Source organism: Streptomyces sp. NPDC001220 (assembly GCF_053597895.1).
The window spans coordinates 52005-75853 of record NZ_JBSFJE010000026.1 but is presented as its reverse complement, the minus strand read 5'-3'; the positions used below and the strand labels follow the sequence as shown (position 1 = coordinate 75853).

Annotated in this window: 17 protein-coding genes and 2 pseudogenes; 11 read left to right on the top strand and 8 right to left on the bottom strand. The window is 71.0% G+C overall.

What is annotated here, in order from left to right; all coding sequences use genetic code 11:
• The first annotated feature begins 329 nt into the window (after window positions 1-329).
• Both ACWDGI_RS40740 and tkt read left to right on the top strand, forming a co-directional pair.
• Window positions 330-803 (top strand): hemerythrin domain-containing protein, encoded by a 474-nt coding sequence (locus tag ACWDGI_RS40740; protein ID WP_450768081.1) that lies wholly within the window; start codon window positions 330-332, stop codon window positions 801-803.
• Between the two features lie 216 nt (window positions 804-1019).
• Window positions 1020-3236: a transketolase gene (gene tkt / locus ACWDGI_RS40735; protein WP_450768080.1), complete on the top strand. Its 2217-nt coding sequence runs from the start codon at window positions 1020-1022 to the stop codon at window positions 3234-3236.
• Window positions 3237-3472: 236 nt separating this feature from the next.
• Here the strand turns inward: tkt and ACWDGI_RS40730 are convergent, their stop codons facing one another.
• Both ACWDGI_RS40730 and ACWDGI_RS40725 read right to left on the bottom strand, forming a co-directional pair.
• Window positions 3473-5494 carry a CocE/NonD family hydrolase gene (locus ACWDGI_RS40730; RefSeq protein ID WP_450768079.1) on the bottom strand — a complete coding sequence of 674 codons (2022 nt, stop codon included), beginning with the start codon at window positions 5492-5494 and terminating at the stop codon, window positions 3473-3475.
• A 7-nt stretch (window positions 5495-5501) separates the two neighbouring features.
• The gene (locus tag ACWDGI_RS40725; RefSeq protein ID WP_450768078.1) at window positions 5502-6824 is read right to left on the bottom strand and encodes an ATP-grasp domain-containing protein; all 1323 of its coding nucleotides are present in this window, start codon (window positions 6822-6824) and stop codon (window positions 5502-5504) included.
• 122 nt (window positions 6825-6946) lie between these two features.
• Between ACWDGI_RS40725 and ACWDGI_RS40720 the strand changes: the two are divergent.
• The 3 genes and pseudogenes from ACWDGI_RS40720 to ACWDGI_RS40710 form a co-directional block, all read left to right on the top strand.
• Window positions 6947-7398: pseudogene (locus ACWDGI_RS40720) on the top strand (CHAD domain-containing protein); the annotation flags it as partial.
• A gap of 325 nt (window positions 7399-7723) precedes the next feature.
• Window positions 7724-8371, top strand: coding sequence for an RNA polymerase sigma factor (locus ACWDGI_RS40715; protein WP_450768077.1), 648 nt, complete (start codon window positions 7724-7726; stop codon window positions 8369-8371).
• Window positions 8372-8448: 77 nt separating this feature from the next.
• Window positions 8449-9273, top strand: a complete 825-nt coding sequence (locus tag ACWDGI_RS40710) for a hypothetical protein (RefSeq protein WP_450768076.1) — start codon at window positions 8449-8451, stop codon at window positions 9271-9273.
• A gap of 70 nt (window positions 9274-9343) precedes the next feature.
• Here ACWDGI_RS40710 and ACWDGI_RS40705 read toward each other — a convergent pair.
• Together ACWDGI_RS40705 and ACWDGI_RS40700 are read right to left on the bottom strand one after the other, a co-directional pair.
• A pseudogene (locus tag ACWDGI_RS40705) lies at window positions 9344-9655 on the bottom strand (transposase); the annotation flags it as partial.
• Window positions 9656-9723: 68 nt separating this feature from the next.
• Complete coding sequence (locus tag ACWDGI_RS40700) at window positions 9724-10317, bottom strand: YdeI/OmpD-associated family protein (protein ID WP_450768075.1); 594 nt, start codon at window positions 10315-10317, stop codon at window positions 9724-9726.
• Between the two features lie 327 nt (window positions 10318-10644).
• On the opposite strand from ACWDGI_RS40700, the gene ACWDGI_RS40695 reads away from it, so the two are divergent.
• A complete protein-coding gene (locus tag ACWDGI_RS40695; RefSeq protein WP_450768074.1) occupies window positions 10645-11328 on the top strand; it encodes an alpha/beta fold hydrolase in 684 nt (227 codons plus the stop codon).
• 58 nt (window positions 11329-11386) lie between these two features.
• On the opposite strand, the gene ACWDGI_RS40690 is transcribed toward ACWDGI_RS40695, so the two are convergent.
• Both ACWDGI_RS40690 and ACWDGI_RS40685 read right to left on the bottom strand, forming a co-directional pair.
• Window positions 11387-12400 carry an aldo/keto reductase gene (locus ACWDGI_RS40690; RefSeq protein WP_450768073.1) on the bottom strand — a complete coding sequence of 338 codons (1014 nt, stop codon included), beginning with the start codon at window positions 12398-12400 and terminating at the stop codon, window positions 11387-11389.
• Between the two features lie 49 nt (window positions 12401-12449).
• Entirely contained in the window at window positions 12450-13085 is a 636-nt protein-coding gene (locus tag ACWDGI_RS40685) for a ScbR family autoregulator-binding transcription factor (RefSeq protein ID WP_450768072.1), read from the bottom strand.
• A 135-nt stretch (window positions 13086-13220) separates the two neighbouring features.
• Between ACWDGI_RS40685 and ACWDGI_RS40680 the strand changes: the two genes are divergently transcribed.
• The 3 genes from ACWDGI_RS40680 (at window position 13221) to ACWDGI_RS40670 (ending at window position 16563) form a co-directional block, all read left to right on the top strand.
• Window positions 13221-14282, top strand: a complete 1062-nt coding sequence (locus ACWDGI_RS40680; protein WP_450768071.1) for a ScbA/BarX family gamma-butyrolactone biosynthesis protein — start codon at window positions 13221-13223, stop codon at window positions 14280-14282.
• A 305-nt stretch (window positions 14283-14587) separates the two neighbouring features.
• Window positions 14588-15823, top strand: coding sequence for an acyl-CoA dehydrogenase family protein (locus ACWDGI_RS40675; RefSeq protein ID WP_450768070.1), 1236 nt, complete (start codon window positions 14588-14590; stop codon window positions 15821-15823).
• Entirely contained in the window at window positions 15820-16563 is a 744-nt protein-coding gene (locus ACWDGI_RS40670; protein ID WP_450768069.1) for an HAD family hydrolase, read from the top strand. The genes ACWDGI_RS40675 and ACWDGI_RS40670 overlap by 4 nt, the downstream gene beginning before the upstream one ends.
• An 85-nt stretch (window positions 16564-16648) precedes the next feature.
• On the opposite strand, the gene ACWDGI_RS40665 is transcribed toward ACWDGI_RS40670, so the two are convergent.
• Window positions 16649-17254, bottom strand: a complete 606-nt coding sequence (locus ACWDGI_RS40665; protein ID WP_450768068.1) for a TetR family transcriptional regulator — start codon at window positions 17252-17254, stop codon at window positions 16649-16651.
• Between the two features lie 215 nt (window positions 17255-17469).
• On the bottom strand, window positions 17470-20982 hold the full coding sequence (gene car / locus ACWDGI_RS40660) for a carboxylic acid reductase (protein ID WP_450768067.1): 3513 nt from the start codon (window positions 20980-20982) through the stop codon (window positions 17470-17472).
• 663 nt (window positions 20983-21645) lie between these two features.
• On the opposite strand from car, the gene ACWDGI_RS40655 reads away from it, so the two are divergent.
• A complete protein-coding gene (locus ACWDGI_RS40655) occupies window positions 21646-22764 on the top strand; it encodes a ParB/RepB/Spo0J family partition protein (RefSeq protein WP_450768066.1) in 1119 nt (372 codons plus the stop codon).
• A gap of 136 nt (window positions 22765-22900) precedes the next feature.
• Window positions 22901-23734 (top strand): 2-amino-3,7-dideoxy-D-threo-hept-6-ulosonate synthase, encoded by an 834-nt coding sequence (locus tag ACWDGI_RS40650; protein WP_450768065.1) that lies wholly within the window; start codon window positions 22901-22903, stop codon window positions 23732-23734.
• Window positions 23735-23849: the final 115 nt, after the last annotated feature.

Here is a 23849-nt window from a genome sequence, read left to right as displayed (position 1 = left end):
AATAGTTGCGTCCCCTGCCCCGCGGCGGGGCCGCAGGCGGACCGTGGACGGATTGTGTCTGCGTCGTCTCCGGAGGTGTCGTCGGGGAACGACCGCCCTCGCCGGGAGCATCGACCTCCTTGCCGAGGATCCACCCACCGGTGTCGACCACCAGATTGGTGTCACCGACCGCGTCGGAATGCTGTCGACCTTGCCGATGCCGCCCTCAGATGAGTCGGACGCACTGCCCGGGGTAACCGGGGCGTGGGAGCCGATCGGCTTTCGGTATTCCACCGGCGAGAACACCCCCGCTCCTTGCGGGACGTGCCGGACAACGCGAAGGCGGGCCCATGGACGCGATTGTGCTGCTCAAGGACGACCACCAGACGGTCGAGAAGCTGTTCAAGGAGTTCGAGCAGGCCGGGGACCGTGCCTACAAGACCAAGCGGAAGATCGCCGACAAGGTGATCGAGGAGCTGACGGTCCACGCCTGGATCGAGGAGAAGATCTTCTACCCCGCCGCCCGCGCCGCCGTGCCGGACACCACCGACCACGTGCTGGAGAGCGTCGAGGAACACCACGTCGTCCTGTGGATGCTCTCCGAACTTGCGGGCCTGGATCCCGAGGACGAGCGGTTCGACGCCAAGATGACCGTTCTCATCGAGAACGTGCGCCACCACGTCGAGGAGGAAGAGAAGGAGTGGTTCCCCAAGGTCCGCTCCGCTCTCGGCCGCAGCCGGCTGGGCGAACTGGGCGAGCAACTCGCCGCTGCAAAGCCCGACGCTCCGCACGACCCGCTCCAGGTGCCCAGCGCGCACGAATGACCCCCGCGGGGCGGCCCGGCGCGCACGAATGACCCCCGCGGGGCGGCCCGGCGCGCACGAATGACCCCCGCGGGGCGGCCCGGCGCGCACGAATGACCCCCGCGGGGCGCCCCGGCGCGCACGAATGACCCTCGAGGGGCGGCCCGGCGGCCCGGGCTCCGTACGCCCCTTCAAGGACGGCAGAACCAGCCACCGGCAGTTCCGAGGAGCAACGGCATGACGAGCGAAAAGCCCGACACCACTTCCCGACCGGACCGGTCGGTGACGAGGCCGCTGGCGGATCGTACAGGGTGGGACGAGGTGGACGTACGGGCGGTGGACACCGCACGGGTGCTGGCGGCCGACGCGGTTCAGAAGGTCGGCAACGGCCATCCCGGCACCGCCATGAGCCTCGCCCCGCTGGCGCATCTGCTGTTCCAGAACGTCATGCGGCACGACCCCGGCGACGACCAGTGGCTGGGCCGCGATCGGTTCGTGCTCTCCTGCGGGCACTCCAGCCTGACCCTCTACATCCAGCTCTACCTGACCGGCTACGGCCTGAAGCTGTCGGATCTGGAGGCGTACCGCACCTGGGGCTCCGCCACCCCGGGCCACCCCGAGCACCGGCACACGCGAGGTGTGGAGATCACCACGGGCCCGCTCGGTCAGGGGCTGGCCAGCGCGGTCGGCATGGCGATGGCGGCCCGGCGCGAACGTGGTCTGCTCGACCCCGACGCCGAGCCGGGCAGCAGTCCCTTCGACCACCATGTCTACGTCGTCGCCTCCGACGGCGACATGATGGAAGGCGTCACCGGCGAGGCCGCTTCCCTGGCGGGCCATCAGGGGCTGGGCAATCTCGTCGTCTTCTACGACTCCAACCACATCTCGATCGAGGACGACACCGACGTCGCCTTCAGCGAGGACGTCCCGGCCCGCTACGCCGCCTACGGCTGGCACGTTCAGACCGTCGACTGGACGGTCACCGGCGACTACACCGAGGACGTCGACGCGCTGCTGGCCGCCGTCCGTACCGCACAGGACGAGGACGGCCGACCCTCGCTGATCATGCTGCGCACCCTGATCGGCTGGCCCGCCCCCACCAAGCAGAACACCGGCAAGGCCCACGGCTCCGCGCTCGGCGAGGACGAGGTCGCCGCGACCAAGCGGTTGCTGGGGTTCGACCCCGAGCGCCACTTCGTCGTGGAGGATGCGGTGTTGGCGCGGACCCGGCAGGCCGCCGACCGCGGGCGGCGGTTGCGCGGCGAGTGGGACGAGGCGTTCGCGGCGTGGCGGACGGCCGATCCGGCGCGCGCCGAACTGCTGGACCGGCTGCAGGCGCAGCGGTTGCCGGATGGCTGGACCGAGGCCCTGCCCGACTTCCCCGCCGACCCCAAGGGGATGTCCACCCGTGCCGCGTCCGGCGAGGTACTCAGCGCGCTGGCCCCGGTGCTGCCGGAGTTGTGGGGTGGTTCCGCCGACCTGGCCGGGAGCAACAACACCACCATGGACGGCGAGCCGTCCTTCGTACCGGCCGACCGCCAGACCAAGGACTGGAAGGGCGGCCCCTACGGCCGCACCCTGCATTTCGGCATCCGCGAGCACGCCATGGGCGCGGTCCTCAACGGCATCGCCCTGCAGAGCCTGACCCGCCCCTACGGCGGCACGTTCCTGACCTTCTCGGACTACATGCGCCCGGCTGTCCGCCTGGCCGCGCTGATGAAGCTGCCCACCACCTATGTGTGGACCCACGACTCCATCGGCCTGGGCGAGGACGGCCCCACCCACCAGCCGGTGGAGCACCTGGCCGCGCTGCGCGCCATCCCGGGCCTGGACGTGGTCCGCCCTGCCGACGCGAACGAGACCGCCGCCTGTTGGCGCACCGTCCTGGAACACCGGGATCGCCCCGCCGCACTGGTCCTGACCAGGCAGAACGTTCCCGTGCTTGACCGCGGTAACGGTGCCTGCGCTCCTGCCCGGGACGCTGCCCGCGGCGGATACGTCCTCGCCGACGCGGCGCACCGCACCGTGCCGGACGTCATCCTCGTGGCGACCGGCTCCGAGGTGCACATCGCCCTTGAGGCCCGCACACTGCTGGAGGCCGACGGCCTGGCCGTGCGGGTCGTGTCGATGCCGTGCCGGGAGTGGTTCGCCGCTCAGCCCCCGGCCTACCAGGACGAGGTCCTCCCGCCGGCCGTGCGGGCCCGGGTCAGCGTCGAGGCGGCGGTGGGGCAGGGCTGGCGGGACGTGGTCGGCGACGCCGGACGCATCGTCAGCCTGGAGCACTACGGCGCCTCCGCCGACTACCAGCGCCTGTACACCGAGTTCGGCATCACGCCCGAGGCGGTCGCCGCGGCCGCCCGCGACAGCATCCACGACGCCGGCCGCGCCCCGCGCCCCGGCGGCCAGCGACAGACCTCCGCTCCCACCAGCGGCGGCACCGGAGACCACCCCTGACAGCGCGGCGCCGCTCCCGTACCCGTGGGCGCACACGGCTACAAATCCATCTTCAGCGCCGCCCGTTCACGACGATCTCGTGGCCGGCGTTGATCAGCCGGTCCAGAAGAGACTCGGCGACATCCGGGTCGGAGGGTCCCGCCGAGATGGTGTCCGGCCAGACAGCGGCCTCGGTGCTGCCGGCCGTGACACGCCTGCTCGGCGGACACGCGCCCGGGGGCGAGAACGCGGACGGTCTACAGCGCGTCCCTGGGGACCGACTCGTTCCAGGTGCGCGAGGCGACGCGTCGGCCGCCCTCGTAGGCGTCCAGCGTGGCGTTGACGTGGAAGTTTTCGGAGTCGCAGGTCAACGTGGTGCTCGTGCGGACCCGTACATCCCAGTCCTGGCGACGAAAACTCATGGCCCAGGTCACCTCGCCGGCCGGTGAGGTGACGTCCTCCGCGACCGAGGTGTACCGCTCGTGGACGCGGCAGCCGACGTCCAGGTCCATCGCGTCGTAGTGGACCGTGCCGCGGTCCTTGACGATGTTCAACGCCGCCCGGTAGTCGATCAGATCGCGGCTCACCTCCCAGCGCTGCTCCGGCGGGGTCACCTGGGTCGTCGTGATGGGGGCCGTGCCTTCGGGCGCCTCGAAGGGGACCGAGGTATCCGGTTCGTCGGCGGGGCGGACCGGCAGGAAGAGGCGGCACGGTTGCTCGTGGACGGTCAGGAGCGTGGGCCGTGGCGGCGGCCAGGCCAACGGCCAGTACGACGTGGACAGCGAAAGCCTTATGCGGTGGCCCGGCGGGAATGCCTGCGCCACACCGTTCAAGTGCACTGTGGCCCGGACGGGTTGACCCGGTTCCAAGCGGGCGGGCTCGTCCGTGCCGTCCCGGCGGGTGAGGTTGAGGACGCCGTACGTGACGCGGGTGGCACTGCCGTCCGGGGCCACGTCCGACAGCCGGGCGGCCACCATGGCCACCGGCTGGTCCGCGCTCACCTCCAGTTCGATGCGAGGCGCCCCGAGGATCTCCAGCCGGTCCGTCAACGGTTCGGTCTCGTAGACCAGGGAGCCGCCGTCCTCCTCCCGCTGGTCGTAGGGCAGGTCCGGCGGGGCGTTGTACGAGGCCCACTTGCCGGCGAACTGGCCCACGGACAGCGGGGACCGCAGCGTCTGGCTTCCCCCGTCGTCGGGGGCTTCGTCCGCGGTGGTGAGGTGGCGCGAGCGCAGCGCGTACGGGGTGTCGTGAACGTGCTCCGAGGGCCATGTCCGCTCGTCGACCCACCGGCCGGGGCGTTCCTCGTACGAGGTGGAGGGTGGCGCGCTGTCCTGCATCCACGCCCGGAGCATCGGGCCGTCCATCGCCCCGTTGTCGGCCCCCTTCAGCCAGTGGTCCCACCAGCGCACCACTTCCTGGAGGTAGCCGATGGCGGGTCCGGGTTCGCCGAGGTGGGGGTACTTGTGGGACCAGGGGCCGATCAAGCCCTTGCGTGGTACGTCCAGATGGGCGAGCAGGCGGGTCACCGCGTTGGAGTATCCGTCGGCCCAGCCGCTGGAGGCGAGGACGGGGCAGCGTACGGCCGTGTAGTCCTCGCACACCGACGCGTGCCTCCAGTAGTCGTCGCGGCGTTGGTGGCGTAGCCAGTTCAGCACCCACGGTTCGGCGGCTTCCAGACGCTCGTGCCACATCGCGCGCCAGCGGTCGCCGACGGCGGACGGGTCCGGCGGGCAGGTGGCGTAGGCGAACATGGTGCCCGCCTCGGCGAGGTTGTCGGACAGCATTGCGCCGCCCATGTAGTGCATGTCGTCGGAGTAACGGTCGTCGGTGAACGAGGAGATGACGATGGCGCGCAGACTGCTGGGGCGCCGGGCGGCGACCTGTAGGGCCGCGAACGCGCCCCAGGAGATGCCCATCATCCCGGTCGTGCCGTCGCACCAGGGCTGCGCAGCCAGCCAGTCGAGTACCGCCTCGGCGTCGTTCTGCTCGACTTCCAGGTACTCATCGGTGAGGACGCCCTCTGAGTCACCGGTACCGCGCAGGTCCACGCGGACACACGCGTAGCCGTGCCCGGCGATGTAGGGGTGGTGGATCGAGTCGCGGACCGAACTCAGATCGCCCTTGCGGTACGGGATGTACTCCAGGATCGCGGGGACGGGGGAGTCGTCCGAGGAGACCGGGCGCCAGACGCGTGCCGACAGGTGGACGCCGTCCGGCATCGGGATCCTGACGTGGTCCTCTTGCCTGGTGGTGTGGGGGAGGTTGTCGATGTATCGCATACGTCTCTCAAGCCGTGCGGTCGGTCGTGGGGTCGGTCGTGGGGTCAGTCGGGCGGTCGAAGGCAAGTCGTAGCGCGGCGACACAGCGGTCGTACTTCTCGCGCAGGTCGTGCTCGTCGGCACCGCCGGTGAAGATGTGTGCCACCTCGTAGCTGTAACTGTCCTGCTGGTCGACGTCCGACAGGCGTTGGCCCTCGTTGGGCACGACGTCGACGCGGACGCCGGGTATCTCCTTCTCGATGCGGGCCAGTTCCTCGGGCTGCGGCACCTCGCGTACGACGCCGTCGGAGAACCAGCGGTAGTACCACTTGGCGGCCAGGGCGTACGGTCCCTGCCCGGACGGCATGGCCGGATCCTCGCCCAGGGCGAGGGCGAGCATGCAGTGGTGGTTGGGCACGCCGTCGACGTAGTCGAAGAGCTCCGCGTGTGCCTGGGAGTGGCGGGGGTTGATCTCCAGGATCGAGATCCCGTCGGTGGCCGGATCATAGAAGAACTCGATGCTGAAGGTCGCCTGCCGCCAGCCGATGTGGCGCATCACCCGCTTCGACACCTCCCGCAGGCGCTCCTGTACCGCTTCCGGCAGGGCGGAGGGGTACTGGTGGCGGAGGAAGCTGGTGGAATCCGGGTAGTTGATCGAGTCGAGAACGCCGTACACGGTGATCTCGCCGTCGTGCTCGTATCCCTCGACCGCGACCTGGACGCCGTCGAGCGTCTCCTCGGCGAGACAGACCTGGCCGCCGACCCCGGCCATCTCCTGCGGCAGGTCGAGCCGGTCCAGGATGTACTCGAAGGGGCGGCCCACCCGGTGGATGCCCTGGCCGATGTGTTCCACGGCGGTGCGGAACTGCTCCATGTCCTGCACGCCGTAGGCGAGTTCGGAGGAGTACGACAGCGCCGGCTTGAGCCACATGGGGAACCGCACACCCTCCGGCGGCTGCGGGTCGGACGCGTCGAGGTCCACCCGGCCGAAGCGCGGGTGCTCCGTGGCGACCTCCTGCTGCACGAGACGGCTCCAGTACTTGTGCTCGCACCTGACCACCGATTCCAGACTGGTGGCGCGCGTCCCGTACTCCTTCGAGAGCAGCGCGACGAGCGTGCTCACCGGGAAGTCCCAGTAGCCGACGATCGCGTCGATCGGTTCGTCGAAGCCGTCCAGCACGCTCCGGGCCCGGTCGATCAGTTCCGGTACGGTCACCTCGCCGTGCTGGAGCTCCCGGATGGTCAGGAGGCGGTGGAAACGCAGCTCCTCGGCGCGGGGGACGGTCCGCAGGGTCCGTAGATTGGCCTCGTCGAGACCGACGACGAATACGTTGCGGGGGCGTGGGCTCACTGACGGCTCCAGGGGTCGGGGCAGGGAACCGGCCGTGTACCCATGGGCCGATCAGGCACACGGCAAGACCCCGGCGGCGTGAGGGTCCACAGGGGCGGAACGGATCCCTTCGGACGGAACGGCCGCCGCCGCGGGGCAAGGCCGACCGGGAGCCGGAGAGGGTCACGGCCAGGGCCATTCTCGAGGAATACGATCGTCTTGCCGGTCGTATGGCCCATGCGCTGGAACTCGCGCGGGGACAGAACGTGACATGGCCCTCCATGAGGCCCGCAAGGCGGCCAAGAAGACCCGGTACGCCACGGAGCCGGCCCGCGCCGCACTCGGCAAGCCCGCCACGCGTCTGGGCAAGCGCGTCAAAGCGGTCCAGAAGGTGCTCGGGAACCACCAGGACAGCGTCGTGACCCGCGATGCCCTGCGCAAGTTGGCCGTGGCGGCACACGAGGCCGGCGAACCCGGCTTCGTCTGGGGCCTGTTGTACGGACAGGAACACGCCGAGGCCGACAGGCACGAACGAGAGCTGCCGACGGTATGGGCTGACGCCTCGAGGCACGATCCGCGCAAGACGCTCGACTAGACGTGCGAAGTGGCCGCAGCCGCATGAGGTCGACCAGATGAAGTTGCCCGCGACGAGGAGTGCGGTCCTGAAGACGGCAGCACGCCGAGGACAGGCGCACCTCCGGGCCACCTGCCGGTCTGGGCCCCGGCGAGGCCCGTCATCGGCAGCCCGATACATTCCGCGTGAAGGAGCAGCGCCTTCAGGGGGCGGGCGAAGTGCGCAAATGTAACCGAGTGACGACAAATCGACTGCAGACATGTCTTCACAGCAGGGCCGGATCCGTCCGTCGAAGCGGAGCAAACTCAGCGGGAACCTTCGGTCGGCTGCCGGACACGTATAGGGCATGGAACTGAACGATGCTGGTCCCGCCGTACCGGTCGGAGGGATATCCGACCGAGAGCTGTGGGCGAGGGCCGTCGATGGCGACCGGGAGGCGTTCGGCCGGGTGTTCGACCGCCATGGGAAGGCCGTCTACAACCACCTGTTCCGGCGCACGGCCGACTGGTCCGAAGCCGAAGACCTCACGTCGACCGTGTTCTTGCACGCCTGGCGTCGGCGATCGGAGACGGTGCTGGACCGCGACTCGGCCTTGCCGTGGCTGCTGGGCATCGCCGACCACCTGCTGTCGAACACCAGGCGGCGGCTGAGGCGGGCCGAGGCGTTGCTGCGCCGGCTCGTCTCGCATGACGAGCCGGTGGGTGACCACGCGGACCGCGTCGCCGGCCGGGTCGACGACGAGCGTCGCATGTCGGAAATCCACCGGGCGTTGGCGCGGCTGCCGCGCCACGAACGCGACGTCGTCGAGCTCTGCGTGTGGTCGGGCCTGGACCAGCAGGCGGCTGCGGCAGCTCTGGGCGTGGCGGTCGGGACGGTGAAGTCCAGACTGCACCGGGCGCGGCGGAGGCTGGGGGCCGACCTCGTTGGCGGAGCCGCGGCTCCAGCGTCATTCGGTTCGAACAATCCCGTCAACGCGGAAGAGGTCGCACGATGAACCACAAGCCGGGCATTCCTGCGGCTCCTTCCGATCGTGATCTGCCGAACCACCGGCGGACCCGAGAGGAGCTACTGATGAAGATCGGCCCTGAGAACAACCGTGCTTCGCTGCGCAGCAGGTGGGGAGTGCCGATAGGCGTCGCCACCGGCGTTGCGGCGATGAGCGTCGCGGCCGTGGCCGTCTTCAACGGGGCAAGGGATGGCAAGCCGCTGCTCGCCGACCCCGCCGGAAACCCGACGAGCGCCACCGCGTCCCCGAGTCCGAGCACCACGAACGGCTCCACGTCGGCCGGAGCCGGCTCGGCGTCGTCCTCGGCTCACGCGAGTTCCGCTGCGGACGCGTTCTCCATCACCAGCGGGACGACGACCCCGATCGACGCCGGGACCGTCGCCAAGATCCTGGCCTCCTGCCTGGGCTCGGACGCATCGCGATTCCACGCGGTGGTCGCGGTCCGCGCGCCCATCGCGTCGCAGGACTGGGACGGCGTGGTCATCGCCGTGAACGCAGCCGATCAGTACGTGCAATGCGAGTCGAAGGGCGAAAAGGGCAACAGCCAGGACTCCCCGCCCACGTTCATCAACGACCGCCTGTGGGGCACCGGTCACATGATCGAGTACTTCGACTCGAACAGTGCGCCCGCGGGCGAGGGGCGGTACCTCATGCTGGGCGCCGGGCACTACACATCCGACATCGCCAAGATCACCATCAGCTACGGCGACAACCCGAAGCAGTACCCGGCGGTCATGGCAGGCGGCGCGTTCGTCTACGCGGCGGCGCTCTCCACCGACTACCGCGGTCCGCACTACGCGGGCCCGAGCCCCTACGTCCATGCCTACAACGCATCCGGCGCGGAGATTTACAACCAGAAGACGGACCCGCAGTTCACCGACAAGCAGTAAAAGAGCGTTTCGCCCCGGCGAGGTTGTTTGGTTCGGGGGGCGGTTCGGGGGTCGGGTGTCGCGCCAGCTGGTGGGTTTCGTAGTCGCGGGCCAGGCTGCGGCGGTGCACGAACCAGCCGAAGGTGCGCTCGACGCCCCAGCGCCGCGGAATCACCCTGAATCCCTCGGCGCCCGGCTCGCGTTGGACGACTTCGACTTCGACTTCGACTTCCACGTCGATGCCGAGGCGGGCGCCGTGGTCGATGGTTTTGGTGCCGTGGTCGATGTCGGCCCATGCTTTGGCTACTCGGGGGTGAGCCGCGGCGATGTGGGACATCAGGTGTATGCCGCCGACGTTGTCGGAGACACTCGCCGCGGTGACCCAGACGGCCAGGAGCGGGCCGGCTGCTGCCGGGGCCGCAGGCGCGCCAGGTCCCCAAGGCGCTGCACGGCTGCGGTCCCTCTCCGCGACTACGGGTACAGCTTTTCGCCCTTGGCCAGCATCGCTACGTACTTCTCGATCCGGCGCGCCCGGGTCTCGGGCTTCTTGGCGTCCTGGACCCGGTACAGGATCGCGTAGCGGTTCTGCCGGTCCAGTGTCTCGAAGAACTCCGCCGCGGCCGGGTCGGCGGTCAGGGCCGCCGCGAGGTCGTCCGGCACCGTGGCGGCCTTCGCGCCGTCGTAGGCCGCCTCCCAGCGGCCGTCTGCCTTGGCGCGGTCGACTTCGGCCTGCCCCTGGGGATGCATCCGGCCCTGCTCGATCAGGGCGGCCACCTTGTCCCGGTTGATCTTGGACCACTTGCTGCGCGGCTTGCGCGGGGTGAACCGCTGCAGCCACCACTGGTCGTCGAACTTGGCCTTCTGGCCGTCGATCCAGCCGTAGCAGAGTGCCTCGTCGAGCGCCTGGGCGTAGTCCAGCGCGACGATTCCGGGGCCCTTCTTGCGAAGCTTGAGCCAGATGCCGGGCGAGACGGCGTGATTCTCGCCGAGCCATGCCTGGAATGCCTCGGCGGATTCGAATGCGACGATCTCCAAGTCCTGAGTCACCCCAGCAGCGAACCACATCCGGCCGATTGTCATGACGCATTCGGGCGCGGCCCCGGATGCGGGATGCCCGTGGACCTGGGTGATCATCTGTGCTCTCGACGCAGAACGATCATGCGAGAGCCGTGAGAGAAGCCTTCCGCGCGCGGGCCAGCGACCCAGATCCGGGCCGGTGCCCGGCTGACCGCCCGGCGGCGGGGTGCGGTCGGGCGCCGCATACGGGGATCCCGTGCGACCTGCATGATCGTGGAGCCGGCAGTCGAACGCGATGCTCGCCGGCCCCGGAACGGCTGTGACGTACCGTCACGGAGCGTACGCGTGGTGTGGTGCCTCGCCTAAGATGATGTGGTGAAGTTCGTGATGGTGCCGGGTGGTTGGCAGGGCGGGTGGGCGTTCGACGAGGTGGCGGCCGAGTTGCACCGCGACGGTCACCAGGTCGAGGCGGTGACCCTGGCCGGGCTGGAGCCGGACGGTCCGGCCGACGTGGACCGGCCGCCGAATCTCGACACCCACATCGACCAGGTGGCCGGGCTCATCGAAGGCGGCGGTGAAGGGCCCCTCGCGCTGTGCGGGCACAGCTACGGCGGGATGGTGATCGCCGGTGTCGCGGACCGGCTCGTCGACCGTCTCGACCAGCTCGTCTTCATCGACGCCTACGTCCCGGAGGACGGTGATTCGTGCTGGTCGCTGACCAGCGACCGGTTCCGGCACCTGTTCATGACCGGTGTCCGCGACGACGGCCGCTGGGTGGCGGTCCCCCGTGGGGCCGACCCGCGCTCGCGGCCGCATCCGCTGGCGAGCCTCCTCCAGTCGCTCAGGCTGCAAAGCGGCCCCCGCCGCGCGGTCGGCCGCACGTTCATCAGCGGTGGCGCGTGGCCGGGCAGCCCGTTCGTGGCCGTGACCGAACGGCTGCGCCACAGCTCGGGCTGGCGGGTGCACGAGATTCCCGTCGGCCACAACATCGCCCGTCTCGATCCGGTTGGTCTCGCGGCAGTCCTCGGGGCGCTGCAGCCGGTCGGTGGGGGCGCGTGACGCTGATGCGCGGCGTTGCCGGGAGTCGGCGCTCAGTTCGCCACCCCCCGGGGCGGGGTCACTCGCGGGCGGTCGCCGTGGTGCTCATGTCCGCGTAGCGGGTGCCGGCCACCTGCGCCGCCAGCGGTTCGAGTACGGAGAGTTCGGCCGCGGACAAGGTGAGCGCCGTCGCGGCGGCGTTCTCCCGCAGCCGGGCGGACCTGCGGGAGCCGGGTATGGGCAGGACGGTGAGGCCGTGGACGCGGGACTGTTGGTGCAGCCAGGCCAGCGCGATCTGTGCGGGGGTCGCGGCGTGGTCCGCGGCGATCGCGCGGACGGTGTCGAGGAGCGCGTAGTTGGTGCGGGCGTGTTCGCCGGTGAACCGGGGCATCGACAACCTGGTGTCGCCCGGGCTCAGTTCGCTGTTGTCGGGGAGCGCGCCGGTGAGCAGGCCACGGCCGAGAGGCGAGTACGCGACGAATGCCACGCCGAGTTCCGCGGCCGTGGGGACCGCCGACGTCTCGACGTCGCGGCTGAAGAGCGACCACTCGGACTGCAGCGCGGTGATCGGGTGGACGGTGTGGGCCGCGCGCAGTTCGGGGCCGGTCACCTCGCAGAGCCCCAAGTGGCGGACCTTGCCCTCCTGGACGAGCTCGGCCATCGCGCCGACGGTCTCCTCCAGGGGAACCGAGGGGTCGCGGCGGTGCGCGTAGTACAGGTCGATCGTGTCGATGCCGAGGCGCTTCAGGCTCGCCTCGGCGCACCGGCGGACATAGGCGCGGTCGCCGCGGACCTGGTTCCAGGTCCGGCGGCCCGGCTGCCGCACGATGCCGAACTTCGTGGCGAGGAAGACCCGTTCACGGTGGGCGCGGACGAAGGGGCCCAGAAGCACCTCGTTCTCGCCGTGTCCGTACAGGTCGGCGGTGTCGAACATGGTGACGCCCGCGTCGAGGGCGGCCTGCAGGGTTTCCTGCGCCTGGGCCTGCGGGCTGGGTCCGTAGAACTCGCTGAATCCCATGCAGCCCAGGCCCTGGGCGCCTACTGGCGGGCCGCTGGTACCGAGAGGAACGACCGGGAGGGTGAGGGCGGACATGGGAAGGGCTCTCCTTGTGTGGCGGTGGGTGGCCGGGGAGGCGCGGATATCACGCGTGGCGGGGGAGGATGACGTCGGTGATCTCCTGGACGCGATCCGTGAGGTCCTCACGATTGTGCTGGACCCAGGAGATGTGCTGGCTGCCGAAGAACGCGGCGACGACGACGCGGGCCATGGAGGAGATGTCGGTGGTGGTCCGCAAAGTGCCCTCGTCCTGGGCCTGTGCCAGTAGCTCGGCGATGAGCTGGGTGAACTCGCTGAACGGCGTCGGCATGTCGGCGTCGACCAGGTTCCGCTCGATCTGCAGCCGGGCACCGGCCTGCATCACCGGGTTGTCCCGCAGGGCGACCGCGGTCCGCAGAAGGAGCTCGGCGACCGCGTCGAGCGGCGGGAACTGCCTGGCCGTGACCGACTCGGCAATGGCGGGCAGCTGTGTGTAGAACTCCTCGGTGACCGCGACGGCCACCGCCTCCTTGTTGGTGAAGTGGAAGTAGACGGCTCCCTTGGTCACTTCGGCGCGGTCGGCGATGTCCTGGAGCGTGACGGAGGGGAACCCCTTTTCAGCGAAGGCCGTGGCAGCGGCGTGGAGGAGCTGCCTCCGGGTGCGGCTGGCCCGTTCCTGCTTGAGTTCCCGCGGGGGAGCGGCCTTGGCGGCGGTCCGCAGGTCGCTGTTCAGGTTGCTCATGATTCCTCTTCCGAACGCTTCGACGGTGCCTGGCGCGCATGCCCCGCACGAGTTGGTCCTTGCAGAATACCTCTGCGAAGGTATATTTTCACGGCGCATCACCACGGTATTCCCGAACCTGATGGGGGAGAGACCATGGACCAGTTGTACGAACTGTCGACCAGGGTCCCAGGCGAACCGGGCACGGCAGTAGTGGATGCCTCTCTGAAGTTCCTTCAACCAGTCTCCCGACAACTGGTCCACCGGGCCGCGGTCGCGGAGGTCTTCATCACGGACGCCTTGCAGGTGAGCGAGGGCCGGTTCCTCGTGGGAGCCCAGTGGCCTCGGGACCACGCGCTGTACTATCCCGACGCTCAGGGCATGTCCGACCCGCTGCTGCTGACCGAGACAGTGCGCCAGGCTCTGGTCTACCTGGCGCACGAGTACTGCGGGATCCCGCTGGGACACCGGTTCTTCGGCAGCGACACCCACTTCGAGATCACGGACCACGAGGCGTTCCTGGTAGGCGACACCCCGTTGCACGTGACCCTGGACGCCCAGTGGTCGTGGGTGGCGAACCGACCGCCCCGGCGCTTCGGTATGCGAGTGGACGCGGTGGTGTCCGTGGCCGGGCGCGAGTGCGCCCGGGCCGGGCTGAGCGTCTACGCCGTCGACGAGAGGCTGTACCAGCGGCTCCGCTGGCGGGGAGCGGAGGGGCAGGGCCGTGACGAGGTCGCCCGCGTCGGGCACTTGACCGCAACTCGCCTGCCGGCGGCCGACGTCGGCCGCCTGCGGGCCAAGGACAGCGTGCTGGGCCGCACGGAGGCGGGGGAGTGGCGGCTGCTGGTCGATCTTCACCACGCCGTGCTCTTCGATCACCCCGGGGACCACATACCTCTGATGGTCACCCTGGAAGGCGCTCGTCAACTGGGCCATCACCTGGTCCACCGCCGCCACGGCGTCCCCGCGGGAGCGGTGCTGCGCGCCGTCCAGATGGACTGCCCGGCCTTCGCCGACCTTGACGAACCGGTGCGGCTGTGCGCCGAGTTGCAGCCGCCGGTGGCCGCGTCGGACGCCACGAGGCTGCGCATCACGGCCGTACAGCGGGAGGACGCCGTCGCCACGGTCACCATGGAGTGGCTGCCCCGAGTCCTGCCCGGCGCGCCCGAGGGGGTCACCTTCTCCCGCGACACGGTCGGCTCCGGCGCGGCGGTCTAGCGGTGAGCGCAGACCGGCGGGCCTCCCTCGACCGCGACCGCGGTCTCCGATGTACAGGGGAGCCAAAGACCCGCCGCCCCCTGTGAGTTGTGCGGACCAAGTCGGCCGGCTGACGCCCGGACCAGAAGCGGCGTCGACCGGCGGGGCGGAGTTGACGGCTGCGAGTGCCTCCCGTGTCGGGGCGTGCGCCGACGCGTACGTGCGCAGGGAGGGTTCCTGCTCTCGCGGCATCCGTACCTCCGACTAAGAAACCGTTAAGAAAGTATGTTTTCACATCCCTGTCCGGCTCGACAAGGAGCTGAATCATGCTCGATCATGCTGAGCCGCAAGAAAAGCAGCGATCCGGCCTTTTCCCTCCGGAGCGAACAGGCGGCACGTTCGCCGAGGACGCCGTACTGCGGGCCGCCCGGGCGGCAGGGCGTGCCGCCACGGCGGCGGACCGAGACCGGCGGCTGGCTCCCGCGGTCGTGACCGCCCTCAAGGAGGCGGGAGCAGCACGTCACTTCGTGCCCCGCCGATGGGGCGGCCGGGAAGGCGGCTTCGCCGACCTGATCACCGCCACGGCGCTGGTTGCCGGGCAGTGCCCCTCCGCCGCATGGTGCGGCATGTTATGGGCCGCGAACGGGCGGTTCGCCGCCAGGCTGCCCGAAGAAGGACAGCGGGAGCTGTGGGGCCAGGGCCCCGACACACTGATCGCGGCCGCCCTGGCCCCGCCCGCCGGCACGGCGCGCCCGGTACCGGGCGGCTGGCTGCTGGACGGCCGCTGGGACTGTGTCAGCGGTGTGGACTTCTCCCACTGGGTCCTGCTCGCGGCCCCGGTCGACGACACCGCGGTCGCGGCCGGTGTCACCCCCGCTGGTCCGGCGCGGGCCGCGGCATGGGTGATGGCGGTGCCGCGCTGCGAGGTGATCGTGCGGGACACCTGGCGCAGCACCGGGCTGCGCGGCACCGGCAGCAACTCCGTCGACGTACGCGGGGTGTTCGTCCCCGACCGGCGCACCTGCCCGCTGGGCGACGTGCTCGCCGCCGTGGTCGAGCCGGGTGCCTCACCGGCACGCCAGGCGCCCGCGCATGTGGCCGGCGGCCCGATGTTCTGCGCGCCGGCGCTCGGCGCGGCCCGGCTCGCCCTGCGGTCCTTCACGCGCTGGGCGACGACCCCGCCCGCCGGGCGCCCGGCGGCCCTGGGCGACACGGCCGTCCAGCGGGCGCTGGCGCGCTCCGCCGCCGAGATCGACGCCGTGGCCCTGCTGCTGGAGCGGGCCGGAGCCAGCGCCGACGCCGAGCCCACCGCGCCACGCGTCGAGGCGGTCAACCGGCGCGACGCCGCGGTGGCGGCCGAGTTGCTGGTGGAGGCCGTCGAACGGCTGTTCAGGACGGGCGGTGCCCACGCCCGGGACGACACCAGCGAGGTCCAGCGGGCCTGGCGGGACACGCACACGGTGGCGGCGCACGGCGCCCTGCGGCTGGACGCCTCGGCCGGCGCGTACGCCGCCTGGGGCGAGGGCGAGTGGTCGACGACGTTGCCGTGGGGGCCGCGGTGAGCCGGTCGGGCCGCCTGGTGTTCAGTGACGTCGATGAGACGCTCATCGCAGGGAAGTCGATGTTCGACTTCCTCGCGTACTACTTCTGCGGCACCCGCGGAAGTAGAGGTGCCCGCCTCGCGGCGGACGTCCGGCGGGACCTGTCCCTGCGGACGTCCGCCGGCGCTCCCCGGGAAGCCATGAACCGCCTGTACTACCGCACCTGGGCGGGCGAGCCCGCCGCCCGGGTCGCGGAGCTGGCCGAGGCCTGGTACGCCGAGCGGTCGGGGGCACCCGGCTTCTACCTGGCCGCCACACGCCGGGCGCTGGAGCTGCACCGCGACGCAGGGGACACGGTGATCCTGGTGTCCGGATCGTTCCCTGCGGTCCTCGCGCCCATCGCCGCCGAAGTGGGTGCGACGCACCTGCTGTGCTCGGTCCCCGGGATCCAGGACGGAGTGCTGACCGGCCGTCTGGTGGGCGATCCCTGTATCGGAGAGGCGAAGCGCGCGGCGGTCCGTGACACGCTGCGGCGCTGTCCGGACGTGGACCCGGCGCGGTGTTACGCGTACGGGGACCACCTGTCCGATCTGCCGATGCTGGCGGAGGTGGGGCACCCCGTCATCGTGGGCGGCTCGCCGGAACTGACGGCGCGGTTGCCGCGGGCGCGGGTGCTGGACCCCCACGCCGCGCTCGACGTCCCTGCCCTGCTCTCACCGGGTCCGGTGGCCCGCGTGGCCTGTCGCCGGGACGGCGCCTGACCGGCCGTACAGATGGTCGTGCGCCCTCGGCCCGGCCCGCCCGTCTCCACCGGAGCCGAGCGGCCTGCCGAGGGCGGACGGCGCTTCAGCGCTCGTGTGGGCGGGCAGCGGCCGGACCGTCCTTCGCCGGCCCGGACACCGCCGTCCACAGGTCGTCGAACCGCCGCGCGGCGTCGGCGTCGTCACGCGGCACGGGGTGAGGAACCCCGAAGAAGATCGAGAGCAACAGGCGGGCCACGGCCTCCGGGGGGTATCCGCCGGTGCTCCCGTCACCGGCCTGTGCCTCCGTGACGGCACGGGTCAGCGGCAAGCAGATCCGCTGGACCAGTCCGGGCTCGTGCCGGTCCAGATGAGGGCTCTCCACGGCGAGCCGCAACGCGGACCGGGCCCGCGTGTCCTGGCGGAGGTGCCGGGCGATGTCGAGCACGGTCTGCCGCAACGTGCGCACCGCCGCCGCGTCCGGCTCGCCGGCCCGTGCCGCCCGCGTGCTCAGCTCGTCCCCGGCCTCCCCGATCAACGCCGCCGCCAGCTCCTCCTTCGAGGAGAAATGCCCGTACAGAGCGCCCTTGGTCATGCCAGTGCGCTGGATCACGTCGAGCAGCGTCGTGCCCGTGTAGCCGTGCGCGGCGAACTCCTCCGCCGCAGCCTTGAGCACCGCCTCCCGGGTGCGGACCGCACGCTCCTGAGTCACACGGATCCTCCATTCCAGAGAAGAAACCTTCACAAAGGTATGTTATTGTGTGGACGCGGCCCGATGCGGACCGCATGCACGTGATCATATCCGCGCACGACCGGATCGCGTGCTGATATCCCGCCACCGTCGCGCTCCGGGCCGGGCATCGGTGTCCGGGCCGAAACGCGTCGCCCGGGCCGGCCGGCCCGGGCGACGCGTTCGCGACCGGAGCACTAGATCAGACCCAGGTGCCGCAGGTCGGCGACGTACTTCTCGATCAGCGGCCGGGACAGGTGCGGGATGTCCCGCTCGGCGCCGATGCCGACAGTGCGCACCGCTGCGCGGAACCGTTCCGCGGGCAGCGCCGACGTCGTGCGAGGGACGAGCGGCTCGCGCCAGGCGGCTATCAGCGGCAGCAGGGAGTACGGGCGCTGCGCCTGTGGCAGCGCCTGCAGCGCGGCCTCGAACTGCTCGCGCCACTCCTGGTGGCCGCCGACCCGGCGGACGGTGATCCCGCTGTCGGCCAGCCAGTCGACCACGGTGTCCAGCGAGATTCCGTCGTCGTGCGGATTGACCACGTTGAACGTCCGGTATCCGTCGGTACGGAAGCCCAGGGCGGCCACCGCGGCGGCGACGAAGTCCCCCGGCAGCCCGTCGTAGTGCGCCCGTGGGCGCCGGCCGCCCTCGGCGCCGCCGTAGAACGACTCGGGCGCGATCCCCGTGGCGATCAGGCTCAGCAGCAGGCGGGTGAAGGTGTCGGGCACGTTGAGCTGCCCGGCGTACCGGGCGTGCGCCAGGATCATGCCGGAGCGGAAAACGGTCACCGGCAGCCCGCACCGGTCGTGGGCCTCGCGCAGCAGCACCTCGCCCGCCCACTTGCTGGTGGCGTAGCCGCCCGCGTGCCTGTCGTCGATCGCACGTTCCGGGCTGTCGACCCTGATGTCGGTGTCCTCGTCCGCCGTGGCCGCGCCGTGTGCGGTCACGGCCACGGTGGACACGAACACGACCGGCTTCAGCCGGGTGGTCAGGGCGGCGCGGACGACCTCGGCGGTCCCGACCACGTTGGGCTCGAACAACTGCCGGTACGGCAGCACGTGGTTGACCAGGGCCGCCGGGTGCACGATGAGGTCCACCGTGGCGGTCAGGTGCTGCCAGTCCTGCTCGCCAAGGCCCAGGTGCGCCGCGCCGATGTCGCCGGCCAGCACCCGCAGCGCGCCGTTGGCCGTCAGTTCGGCGAAGCGGCTCTTGAGCGCGGTGTCCCCGCTGTCCAGGGACTCCTCCAGGCGCTGCCGGGCGGCGCTGTCGTCGGCGGCGCGCACCAGGCAGACCAGCGTGCCGCCCACCGGGGCAAGGCGCTCGAGCCACTCCAGGCACAGCAGGCGGCCGAGGTAGCCGTTGGCTCCGGTGAGCAGCACCGTGCGTGGCTCGCTGACCGGCCGGGGGAGTGCTGTGCTCGCGGTGAGGGTCGCGGCGTCGATGAACTTGTCCAGAGTGAGCTCCCCGGCCCGCACCGAGGGGGCGTGCTCGCCGTGGACGGCGGCGAAGGTGGCCCGCTGTCCCGCCGCGACGCCGCGCAGCCGCTCCACGTGGGTGGTGATCTCGCCGAGGGTGTTGGCCGGCCCCAGGACGGTTCCGACCGAGACCTCGACGCCGAAGACCTCCCGCAGCAGGTTCGCGAACGACAGTGCCGACAGCGAGTCGCCGCCCAGATCGGTGAAGCGCTGCTCCGGGTCCGGCTCCGCATCGAGCCCCGGCAGCAGCGCCTGCGCGGCGCGGGCGACCGTCTCGGCCACCGGGCGGTCGTGGCCCTGCCACACCGCGCGCAGCTCCGCGGCCTGACCCGCGGCGAGTTCGGCGTAGCGCTCTTCGAGCCGTTCGCCGTACCGCTCCTTCAGCCGCGGGCGCAGCTGCTTGGTCGAGTCGGTCAGCAGACCGTTGTCCTGGCTGAACGGCACGGTCTCGACGATCAGGTCGCGCGGGACCTCGTACGGCGCCAGTCCGGCCTGCGCGGCGACGACCTGCAGCGACCGGCTGACCGCCGCCTTCAGTGCCGCCTCGTCACCGGCCTGCGCGATCGCCTCGGGGGTGGGCACCACCACGGCGAGCAGGTATGCACGGGAGCTGTTGCCGTACACGAAGACCTGCCGCACCAGGGGGCTGGCGACGAGCGCCGCCTCCACCTTGGACAGTGCGACGAACTCGCCCTGGGAGAGCTTGAGTACGTTCTTGCGGCGGTCGACGTAGACCAGTTCGCCGGGCGCGGTCTCGGCCATGATGTCGCCGGTGCGGTAGTAGCCGTCCTGGTCGAACACCCCGGCGGTGTCCTCGGGGCGCCGGTAGTAGCCGGGGGTGATGAGCGCGGTCTTCACCAGCAGTTCGCCGCGCGGGTAGGGGGAGTCGGCGGTGGAGTAGCCCAGTTCGGGCACGTCCACGAGCTTGTAGTCCACTACCGGGGGGCTCTGCACGCGGTGGTCCAGCATGACCAGACCGGTCTCCGTCGTGCCGTAGCTGTTCAGGAGGGGGACGTCCAGGGCGTCGCGGAGGAACGCGGCCAGCTCCGGGGCGAGCGGCGCGGACCCGCAGGGGGCGTGGATGACCCGCCCTCCCAGCACGTGGTCCCGCAGGTGCGCGATGACCTCGGCGTGGTCGGTCTCGCTCAACTCGCCGCGCGCCGCACGCTGGTTGAGCTGGGCGTGGTAGCTCTCGAAGAGCAGCTCGCAGACCCGCGGCACCATGGCGATCTCGGTCGGCCGGATCAGCGACAGGTCGTCCAGGAGGGTGGACAGGTCGCTGTTGGCCACGAAGTGCGCGGTGCCGCCGGTGGCCAGCGTCTTGATCACCAGCCGCCTGGCGACCAGGTGGCTCTGCGGCAGGAAGTTGGCCGTGATCAACGGGTACTGGTTGTCGGGTCCCGCGGGCGGGCGCCACATCAGGGACACCGTCGACTCCGGGAACATCACACCCTTGGGCGTGCCGGTGCTGCCGGATGTGTACACCAGAGCCGACAGCGCGCCGTCGGCACTGCTGTCCGGGGGCAGTTCGGGCGCCGGCGGCAGCGCACCCGCGCGGGCGACGACGTCGGACAGCAGCTCCAGGGACACCGGGGCACCTGTCGTGTCCAGCAGCCGGGCGGCCGCCGCCAGTGCCTCCCGGTGCTCGGTGAGCTCGGGGCGGTGGTCGAAGACGAGGATGCGCCGCACGCAGTTCTGCCCGGCCAGCGCTTCGAGCACGGTGGCCAGTCGGTCGGTGCTGGTGGCGAAGACGCGCGGGGCGGCCTCCGCCACCAGGTGGCGGATGTGGTCGACCGAGGCGTTGGTGTGCAGGGGCACGGCGACCGCCCCGACCTGACCGCAGGCCAAATCGACTGTGGTGTAGTCGGTGCCGGCGAAGCCCAGGATCGCGACGAAGTCGCCTTCGCGCAGCGGGTGTTGCGGGTGGTGGTACCAGTCGGCGGCGACCGCGCTCAGCCGCTTCCACAGCTCGCCGTACGAGATGGTGTCGAACCGGGACAGCAGCCGCGCGGTGACGCGGCCGTCCACGCTGACGTACTGCCTGGCCCGCTCGCCGAGTGCGGGCCGGTCGGCGTACGCCGTGAGGGTACGCCTGACGATCTCGGACAGGCGCGGCCCGCGTCCGGTGGATTCCTCGAACACGCCGGCCACCGGCATGATCTCGGCGAGCTCCGGCTCGGCCCGGAACAGTTCGGCAATGCGCTGCTTCCGGCTTTTCCCTGCGGAAGCGCGCACAGTGGTGCCTGGTGAGTCATTACCCATGACCACGCCTTTCTGTGACCGCGAATTCTTTCCGGCACATGAGCCCGGCTGAAAGCCGAAGAAGACCACCACGGGCCGGGCCGGCGCAGGGGAGCAGACGGCTCCGGTGGCCAAGGCGCGGTCAGCTTAGCGCGCGGAAAGAAACGGACGCCAGGTTGTCGGGGTGGCGGGGGAGGGGCGGGCAATTGCGCTCGCGATGGCGTCCGGAATTCCGCTCGCGCGGCTGGGGTGCGCGATTCCCCTGGAAATCAGTGCGCACCGCGTGCGTCTCCGTGTCCGCTGCCGTGGGGCCGCCTCGCCGCGCCGTGGGACTCCCGGGCTACGCTGCGTCCGGCGGCCGTCGCACGGTCCACCCCCGAGGCTGTGCGGCGGCCGCCCGTCTGTCTGCTTGCCGGTGCGGGCCCGCGCTCGGCGGCGGCGGGTTCTCCTTGCCGCCCTGCTCGGGGCGCCCCGCCACCGGCACCCGAGGTCGCCCGGTGTGCAACCGGGGAAATCCCCGGTTGCACACCGCGTCGGGTGCCACGCTCCTAGAAAAAATACCTTGGCGAAGGTATTCTTATGGTGGGTCGTCGGAGTGCGCACAGGATCCGCGGCCCCTGACCGACAGCGGCAGGTGTGGCTGAGGAGTGGTCGAACGTGGCAGACAGCGAAGCAGTGCTCCAGCGACGGGACGCGCGCGTCCACCCTCCGGATCAGGTGGACGCCGAGGCGCGGTACGCCGGATCGGACGCCGGTACGGACACGGAATGGATCCCGATCGCGGCGCTCGATCTGTCCCACTCGCCGCGCTCCGCGGGGGAGAACGGCGAGCACGTACGGGTCCTGGCGGAATCGCAGGCCGAGCTGCCGCCCATCGTCGTGCAGCGCGGTACCCACCGGGTCGTCGACGGTGTGCACCGGGTCCGCGCAGCCCAATTACGAGGCGAAGAGGCCATCCGGGCGCGCTGGTTCGACGGCGACGACGCGAGCGCCTTCGTCCTGGCGGTGCGGCTGAACGTACGGCACGGACTGCCGTTGTCGCTCGCCGACCGCAAGGCGGCCGGCACCCGCATCCTGTCCGAGCAGGAGGGCTGGTCGAACCGCGCGATCGCCTCGGCCGTCGGGCTCTCGCCCAAGACGATCGCCGCCCTGCGCGAGGCGATCGGACGGCCCGGCGGGCAGACCAGGCTCGGCAAGGACGGCCGCGTGCGGCCCGTCAGCACCGCTGCCGGGCGGGAGCGCGCCAAGGAGATGCTCCTACGGGAACCTGCCTCCTCCCTGCGGGCGGTGAGCGCGGTCGCCGGCGTGTCCCCGGGCACCGTCCGCGACGTCCGCGACCAGCTCCTACGGGAGGCCAGGGCGGTGATCCCCGATCAGCGGCGCATCCCGCCCGCGACTAAGGCGGAGGGACCTCGCCTCCCGCCCGCGCGCTGCGCGGAGGCGCCGCGTGCGCAGGCCGCGACCGCGGTGCCGGGCAAGCTCGACAGGTCCAGCGCGCTGCTGCGCTCCCTGCGCACCGACCCCTCGCTACGGTTCAACCAGTCCGGCCGCCTGCTGCTGAGCATCCTCGCGGTGGCCGCCATCGACCCGCAGGCGCAGGACGGGCTCGTCCTCGACCTGCCCGACCACTGCCTCGACTTCGTCGCGGAACTCGCCCAGGCGAGCGTGCGGGCGTGGCAGGACCTTTCCGTGCGCCTGGCGCAGCGCCGGTCGGATCCGCCCGAGCAGAGGCAGCCGGCGGTAAACGCTGAAAAGCGGGGAAATCGCAGGGCTTGACGGGTCGGTGAATTCCTTGGTTTGGTCATTGAGGCAACACCGGAAACACCGCAGAGAAACTTCCACAGAAAGCGCTTCGAATGCGCACCGGACAACTGATCTGGTCATCTGGGTTTGGGACGGGGTGTTGAATAAAATGACCGATGCATACGGCTGGACCGGAAAGGACCGTCGGGTTCAGCGAATTGTCCACTCGGCTTCCGGGACGACGTTCCTGGTTCCGCTCGACCACTCGCTGGCCGACGGCCCGGTGGCTTCCGCCGCCGGATTCGCCGGGCTCGTCCAGGAGATGGCCGCCAACGAGGTGGACGGGATCATCGTCCACAAGGGGCGCGTACGGTTCCTGCCGACCGATGCGCTCGGGCGGCTGGCACTGATCGTCCACCTCAACGGCAGCACGCAGCACGCGCCGGACGCGGACGCGAAGATCCTGGTGGGCGCCGTGGAAGAGGCGGTCGCCCTGGGCGCCGACGGCGTCAGCGTGCACATCAACCTGGGATCCAGCACCGAGGCCGCCCAGCTCACCGACCTCGGCGCGGTCGCCGGCCAATGCGCCCGCTTCGGCCTCCCGCTGCTCGCGATGGTCTACCCGCGAGGCCCCCGCGTCACCGATCCGACCGACCCCGTCCTGCTGGCGCACGCCGCGAACGTCGCGGCCGACCTCGGCGCCGACATCGTGAAGCTGCCGTACACCGGCTCGCCCCTGACGATGCGCGAGGTCGTCGCGACCAGCCCGATCCCGGTCGTCACCGCCGGCGGCGGCGTGCTGGAGGACACCGGGAAGTTCCTCGACCTCATCGACAGCACGATGGAGTCCGGCGTGCTCGGCGTCGCCGTCGGACGCAACGTCTTCCAGGCACCGGACCCGGGCGGCCTGGCCCGCTCGGTGGCCCGCCGCGTCCACGCCGGACCCCGGTCGCTCGCGGCCCTGGCCGCACTGGGCCAGGAGCTGTCCGAGGCGACCGTCTGACCGGCACCCCGCCGCTCCACCCGGCCAACCCGGCCTCCCCTCCACCGCACACCGTGACGACCCGTCACCGACAGCCAGGCGCGACCACGACAGGCAAGCCACCCACAATCAAAGG